Source organism: Nocardia neocaledoniensis, assembly GCF_029868625.1.
Lineage (GTDB): Bacteria > Actinomycetota > Actinomycetes > Mycobacteriales > Mycobacteriaceae > Nocardia > Nocardia neocaledoniensis_A.
In genome coordinates, this window is the sequence record NZ_JARWOJ010000044.1 from 1 (window position 1) to 6855 (window position 6855).

Here is a 6855-nt window from a genome sequence, read left to right on the forward strand (position 1 = left end):
TGTGCGCACATTTGTGACGGGGCCCGGGGGGCCCCCCCCCCAAACACACCCCCCCCTACCGCCCCCGCCCGAATTCCGGGGGGGGGGCCTTTCGCGTTTTCTCAGCCCAGGTCGACGACGCCCGACAGCGATTCCGACCCGCCCACGGCCCCGTACCGGCCGAACGTGCGTTCAGCCATGGTGAAGTGACCGTCCTCCCGAATCAGCAGCACGGTGCTCGCTCGCGTGCCGTGCAGGTCGTGGGCGACGAAACGCGCCGAGACCGCCCGTTCGAACTCCAGCGGAATGCCGGTGCGCGGCAGGAGGTCGTCGGGCGCCTCGGTCCGGTCGGCCAGTAGGGCGAAATAGTCGTCGACGGAATCCGGTGCGGTCGCGACGATCTCGCCCAGGCCGGCCAGCCCGCTCGACACCTTCGGCCACGGCGCCACCGTGCCCGCGCCGGTCACCTGGGGACGGGTGTGGACAGCTCCCGACCACGAGGCCAGGTGCGCGCCGTTCGACAGCCCGTGCAGCCCGGGTGCCAGCTCGGCCGGGCCGACCCCGCCGCGGTTGGAATGCCACCACAGCGTGCGTAGATCGCTGACCAGCAGGTTGTAGCCGATGTAGTCGTCCGGCGCCGCGGCGGTGTCGGCCAGATAGTCCCCGGGTGGCCGGGAACCGCGCAGGTAGTCCAGCAGCAGGGCGCCACGCGAGCGGGGGTGGGGTGGATTGTCCTGTGGATCACGGACATTGGTGACCGCGGCGAAACGGGACTCGGCGGTGCGCAGCCCCAGCCAGGTACCGGGCGCGGCGGCCCCGAGATCGCGACCGGCCACCAGCGTCTCGCCGTCCCAGCGGCGCAGCGACTCGGTCGCGCGGGTGTAGAACTCGTCCCGGTTGGCGGCGACGATCAGCCGGTACTCGGGATGCGCCCGCCAGGCGAGCAGAACCAAACACATGCCACCCAGCATGCCCTGCGCACGAAAGAGGCCGGTAGCGCAGTGCTACCGGCCTCTTTCGTGGCTGCTCTATGCCTGGGGGACCGCGATCAGTTGGTGCGGACCGACAGTCCCGGGTTGTCCGACAGGACCACGCTCAGCGGCTGCGCGAACAGCTGCGGAACGTCGCCGGTGATGGCGCCGATGATGTTCGGGATCTCGCAGATCGGGTAGTCGGCGACCGACGACGCGCTGGAGATGCCGAGGGCCTGGCGACCGGTCACGATCGCGCCGCCCGAATCGCCGGGCAGGGCGCAGATGTTGGCGGAGAAGCTCTGGGTGAGCTGACGGTCGCCGACCTGCACGGTCTGGTCGACACCGTTGATGATGCCGCAGCTGAAACCGGTGCGCGAACCCGACTTGCAGACCGGGGCGCCGACCACCGGGGTGGCCACACCGTCGACCGCGATCGGGGCGTTGCCGGGCACCCGGACCAGGTTGTTCTCGAAGCGGGCACGCGCGTTGTCGTTGACCCGGATGATCGAGTAGTCCTGCTCGCCGAGCACCGACTTCTGGAAGGTGCCGAGCTGGGCGCCCGCGCGGTCACCGTTGAGCTCGTAGATCGCGGCCGCGTTGCCGGTACCGGCCGAGCCGAGATCGGGGTTGCAGTGGCCCGCCGAGATGTTGATGACGTTGCCAGCGCGGTCGGTGCCGTTGAAGCCGAGCGAGCAGCGCAGCGAGCTGCGGCCGACGACTGAGGCGTAGCCGTCGCCACCGGCCAGCGCGCCGGTGCCGTCACCGGCGACGGGGGTGGCGTCCAGGTCGACGCGCTCGCCCGCGACGGGCGGCGCGGTGACGACCACGCGGGACGGGTCGATGAAGCTGGGCAGCGGCAGGCCGGCCTGCTCCACCCGCACGGCGATCGCGTTGTTCACCGGGTCGATGACGACGCCGCGCACGAGCGCGGAGACCTCGGCGGGGGCGGAATCGAGCCAGTTCTCGAACGCGGTCTTCTCGCCGCGCAGCGCGGACTCGCTCTTGGCGACGTTGCGGACCTCGAAACCGGCCGACTCGGCGGCGGTGGCGGCCTCGTCGGCGCCGGGGCCCTGCGCGAGCGCGACGACGGCGTTGCCCGCGTCGTTGAGCCAGGCGCCGGCGAAGGACTGCGGGAACTGGCGCTGCGCGGTGGTGGCGAACGCGGCGACCTGCTGGGCCACCTCGGCGCGGCGCAGGTACTCCTCGGGCGAGATCTTCAGATCGCGGGTGACGGCCTCGACCAGCTGGGCGGGCAGATCAACCGCGGGCGCCGGCTGCGCATCGGCGACCGCCATCGTGGGGCCGAACAGCAGAATCGCCGCGGACGCGGCGATCACGGACTTCCGAGCTCTTCTCGAGCTTCGCGCGGACGGGGTGCGACCCATACGTGGCAGGAGCATGATCGAACTATATGGGCTCGGACCGGTTATGCCTACTCGTACCGGTCACGAGATTTCCCCCACTCGGCCCGTTCCCGCGCCTCAGCCCGCGTTCGGCTTGGTGCGCACCGCGATTCCACTGCCCAGGCCCCCACCGGAGGTGGCCTCGATGTCGGCCAGGATCGGCCGGATCGGGACGCCGAGGGAGGCCGTGCCGCCGAACGGCGCCAGCTGGGTGTTGGCCTCGGTGCAGTTGGGCGCCTCGGCGGCGTTGGAACCGCTGGTGATGCCGAGCGCCAGCGTGCCGGTGACGATCGCGCCGCCGCTGTCGCCGCCGAGGGTGCAGGCGGTGCTGGCGAAGCCGCGGATCGTCTTGCTGACGCCCTCCGCGGTGAACAGCTGGGTCTCCACCCGCTCCGCCGAGACGAAACCACAGGTGAACGTGGACGATTGCCCGGTCTTGCACACCGGCGCGCCGGTGACCGGCTCCGCGGTGCCGGTGATGGCCAGCGTGGTGCCGTTGGCGCCACGCACCCGCGGCTGGTCCATGCCCGCGTTCACGGCGCGCTCGTTCAGCTTGATCACCGAGTAGTCCAGCGAGGCCGGACCGCCGAGCACGGCCTTGGCGAAGGACCCGACCTCGGGGCTGTTCGGGATGTCGCGCACGTTCGGCACGTACACCGGGGCGGTGCCGCCGTTGTCGACGTTCGGATTGCAGTGGCCCGCCGAGATATTGAGCGCGTTGCCCGCGGCATCGGTGCTGTTGAAGCCGAACGAGCACACGTCCACGCCGCGCAGGGTGGTGTCGTGCAGGTCCTTGGTCGCGGTGATGTAGGTGTCGCCGCCCATCGGCTTGTACTCGACCGGACCGCCGCCGCCGGGGGAGAGCACCACCTTGATGGTGGCGATCAGGGTGGGCAGATTCAGCAGGTGGCCGGTGCCGGTGTTGGCGATGTTGAGCACCAGCTGGCTGTTGAGCGCGTCGATGGCGACCGAGCTGATCGGCTCCGAGATCTCGCGCGGCAGGCTCGCGATCCACTGACTCAGCTGCACCAGCGCGCCTTCCAGGCCGCTGGCCGAGATCGGCGCGACGTGGGTCTGGTACCCGGCGGCCGCGGCGAGCTTGCCCGCCTCGGCGTCGGTGACGGCGACGACGGCCTTGCCCTCCGGCGTCATCCACGCGCCGGCGAAGGTATCCGGGTTCGCGGCACGGAATTCGGTGGCGTAGTCGCGCAGTTGCTGGGCGCGGGCGGCACGGTCGAGGTATTCGGTCGGGGTCATGCCGAGGTCGCGCGAGATCGCGGTCGCCAGTTCTTCGGGGAGCGCGTCCGCCGAAAGCTGGGTCGGCGCAGTGGGTTCCGCCGAAGCGATGCCGGAGCCGAGCAGGGGAGCCAGAAGAACAGTCGCGGCGAAACCGGCGGAGGCAGCCTTGACTGCGGCGCGACGCGCCACCAACTTGCGCATGAAATCCCTTCGTCGGCATGAGTGATCGAGACCACCACCGGCGGCAGTGATGTCGGTCAGCGCATCACTCTAGGGCACAGTCGGGCAGCGGGCGCGGTTACCGTACCCCGCACTCGATCAGTAGTAGCCCGGAATGCGCATGGGCGAGGGCAGCGAGCCCGGCGGGACCGTCTGGAACGGCAGCAGCGGACGGGTCGTGCTGCGGCCGGGCGTGGTCGGCTCCGGCGTCGGCGACGGCTCCGGCGTGGTCGTCGGCGGCGGTTCGGTGCTGGTCGTCGGCTCGGGTTCCGGTGTCGTGGTGACGGCTGGCGGTGGCGTCGTTGTCTCGACGGCCGGGGGCGGCGCGGGCACGAGCGGCGACGGCGTCGGCGTCGGTGTCAGCGACTCCGGGCGCGCGTCCGAGATCGGCGGCGGTGCCGTCGGCTCGTCGCCGCGCAGCGCGACCGAGACCCCGACGCCGCCGAGCAGCAGGCCGACCAGTGCCGCGGCCGCGATCAGCAGCGGGGTGCGGCTGCGCTCGGGCTTCGGCGGGTCGGCGGGCGACACCACCGGGATCGCCGAGGTCGGGGTGGGGATCGCCTTCGTCGGCTGCGCGGTCACCGGCATCGCCGCCGAATAGGCCTGCGCGGTCACCGCCGGCGGGGCCAGCGCCGGGATCACATCGGTCGCGACCAGGGAGTTCTCGGTGACGAGCGGATCCGGCGGCGTCGCGCCCGCCGGCGTGGCCAGCACCGCGACGAGCGCTGCCTCCGCGGCGGACCTGGCGTACGCGCCGCCGGGCTCGACACCGTCCTCTGGTTGCGGCAGCTCGTCCTCGCCGAGCAACGCCACCGACGTCAGGCCCAGATAGTCCAGTGCCTCGCGCACGCCGCGCACGATCTCCGGGGTCCACCGCGCCGGATGCGTCGCGTAGAACTCGGCCGGACCGCTGAGGTGCTCGGTGGTGAGGTCGATGAGGCAGAACATGGCCGTGGCCAGCAGGTCCTCGGCCCGGTAGGCCTCGCCGCCGTCGACATCGACCCCCGACGGGTCACCGACGGCGCGCACGAAACCGGAGATCGAGTGCGCGTGCCCGGTCGGCGCGGGGCCGCCCAGCGCCGCGTCACCGTCGTCGGACATGTGCAGCACCGCGTCGCGCGCGATGAGCCGCACCGCGCCGTCCTCGGTGACCACGGCGGCGATGCACTCGTCATCGGCCATCCGCAGGCCGACCCCAGTGGCCATCCGATTTACCTCGCTTCGGCGTCGACGTCAGGTTCGCGCCGAGCTACACCAGCAGCGAACCGTGTCCCATGGCGCGAAGCATTGACAATAATTCCGATCGGGACCGCGCGCCTATGCGACGCCGGATCCGCGCGACGTGATGCTCCACGGTCTTGGCGGAAATGTACAGCCGAGCCCCGATCTCCCGGTAGGTCAGACCGAGCAGGACCAGCTCGGCGACCTCGCGTTCGCGCTCGCTGAGGGTGGTGTCGGCGGCGCGCGGGGTCGGGTCCTCCCGAGTGGGCGACACCGGCACGGCCGCCGGGCGCGGCTCGACGGGCTGGGCGCGGGCGCGCACCGAGCGGGCCAGCTTGAGCAGCACGGTCGCGGTCGCCGAGTCGTCGACGGCGAGCGCGGCCTCGCTGGCCAGCCGGGCGGCGTCCCAGGTGAGACCCAACTCCGCGAGCGCCGACACCGCGGCCTGTACGTCGGCCGCGACGACCTGCCCGCGCAGCACGAGCACCCAGGTGCGGCCCGCGTCGGCGAGCGCGGCGGCCTGCTGGTCGCCCGCTTCCGCCGCGGTCTTGAGCGCGTGGGCATGCGGCAGCAGTTCGCGCGGTGACTCCTCGGCCAGGGCGGCCTGCACCCCGTACCAGTGGAAGGCGTTGGTCCACGCGGGCGCGCGACCCAGCTTGCGCAGCAGCGCGCGCGCCGCGTCGACCAGCGGCCGGATGCGGCGGACCTCGCCGAGCCGGATGCCGGCCAGCCACAGTTCGCCGATCGGCAGCAGGCTCAGCAGGTCGGCTTCCAGCTCGTCGAACAGGGGGCAGGCGTCCTGCCACGCGTTCGCCAGCGCCGCGTGGTCACCGCCGCGGCGGGCCAGGCCGACGGCGAGGGCGTGCGCGAGCAACTGGTCGCGGGCATCGAGCGCGGCGATGTCGAGCTCGGCGAGCAGACTCGCTGCTCGTCGCTCGTCACCGCCGAGCAGCGCGGTCCAGGCGCGCAGGATCGCGACTTGACGGCCGGTCTCCGCGGAGCGGCGCAGCGCGTCCTCGGCGCGGCGGGGATCGCCGGTACCCAGACACAGCAGCGTGGCGACCGAGACCGCGGCGCAGGGCAGGAAGCGTCCGTCGCCCGCGTTGCCCGCCTGGATCAGGGCGGAGATCGCCGCGGCGGTGCCGGAGCCGTGCGGGTCGAGGGAGTCGCGCAGCGCGCCCGCGACGAGGCGGGCGCCCGCGTCGGCTTCGGTCGGCGGCCACTGCCGCGCGGTCTCGGACATCTCCGCCGCGCCGGTGAGGTCACCGGCGAGGGTGAGCACCATGGCCGCCGACGCCCAGTCGGCACCGACCCGGCCTGGACCGAGCCAGTCGTACAGTCCGGCCGCCCGGCTCACCAGGCCGCGCCGGGTGAGCACCCCGGCGCAGATACGCACGGCGGCGACGAGTTCGGTGGGCTCGATCCCGGCCGTGGTGAGCAGGGGCTCGGCCAGGCGGACGGCGGTGTCGTTGTCGCCCGCAATCGCGGCGGCCTCGGCCCAGCGCACCGCGATCGACTCCACGGGTGCGCCCGCGGCCGGGGGGGGGGGGGGGGGGGGGGGGGGCGCGCCCCGCGGGGGGGGGGGGGGGGGGGGGGGGGGGTGGGGGGGGGGGGGGGGGGGGGGCCCCCCCCCCGCCCGCCGGGCCGACCCCCTCCACACCCCGGCCGGGAGCGAGCCCACCGAACCCGCCCCCGCCGTGCTTACCTGCGCGGGGGGGCCCCCCCGGCGCGGCCTGGTGAGCCGGGCGGCCGGACTGTACGACTGGCTCGGTCCAGGCCGGGTCGGTGCCGACTGGGCGTCGGCGGCCATGGTGCTCACC

At 73.2% G+C, this 6855-nt stretch carries 5 protein-coding genes and 1 pseudogene; 1 reads left to right on the forward strand and 5 read right to left on the reverse strand.

Features of this window, described 5'->3' with window-relative positions; genetic code table 11:
* Positions 1-101: 101 nt before the first annotated feature.
* The 5 genes from QH270_RS02165 to QH270_RS02185 form a co-directional block, all read right to left on the reverse strand.
* Positions 102-938 carry an NRDE family protein gene (locus tag QH270_RS02165; RefSeq protein ID WP_280338635.1) on the reverse strand — a complete coding sequence of 279 codons (837 nt, stop codon included), beginning with the start codon at positions 936-938 and terminating at the stop codon, positions 102-104.
* Between the two features lie 89 nt (positions 939-1027).
* Positions 1028-2290, reverse strand: coding sequence for a S1 family peptidase (locus QH270_RS02170; protein ID WP_280338636.1), 1263 nt, complete (start codon positions 2288-2290; stop codon positions 1028-1030).
* A 144-nt stretch (positions 2291-2434) separates the two neighbouring features.
* Positions 2435-3796, reverse strand: a complete 1362-nt coding sequence (locus QH270_RS02175; protein ID WP_280338637.1) for a S1 family peptidase — start codon at positions 3794-3796, stop codon at positions 2435-2437.
* A gap of 117 nt (positions 3797-3913) precedes the next feature.
* Positions 3914-5020 (reverse strand): hypothetical protein, encoded by a 1107-nt coding sequence (locus tag QH270_RS02180; protein WP_280338638.1) that lies wholly within the window; start codon positions 5018-5020, stop codon positions 3914-3916.
* A gap of 43 nt (positions 5021-5063) precedes the next feature.
* On the reverse strand, positions 5064-6542 hold the full coding sequence (locus tag QH270_RS02185) for a LuxR C-terminal-related transcriptional regulator (protein WP_280338639.1): 1479 nt from the start codon (positions 6540-6542) through the stop codon (positions 5064-5066).
* Between QH270_RS02185 and QH270_RS02190 the strand changes: the two are divergent.
* Positions 6505-6855, forward strand: a pseudogene (locus QH270_RS02190) (hypothetical protein); the annotation flags it as partial. The gene QH270_RS02185 and the pseudogene QH270_RS02190 overlap by 38 nt on opposite strands.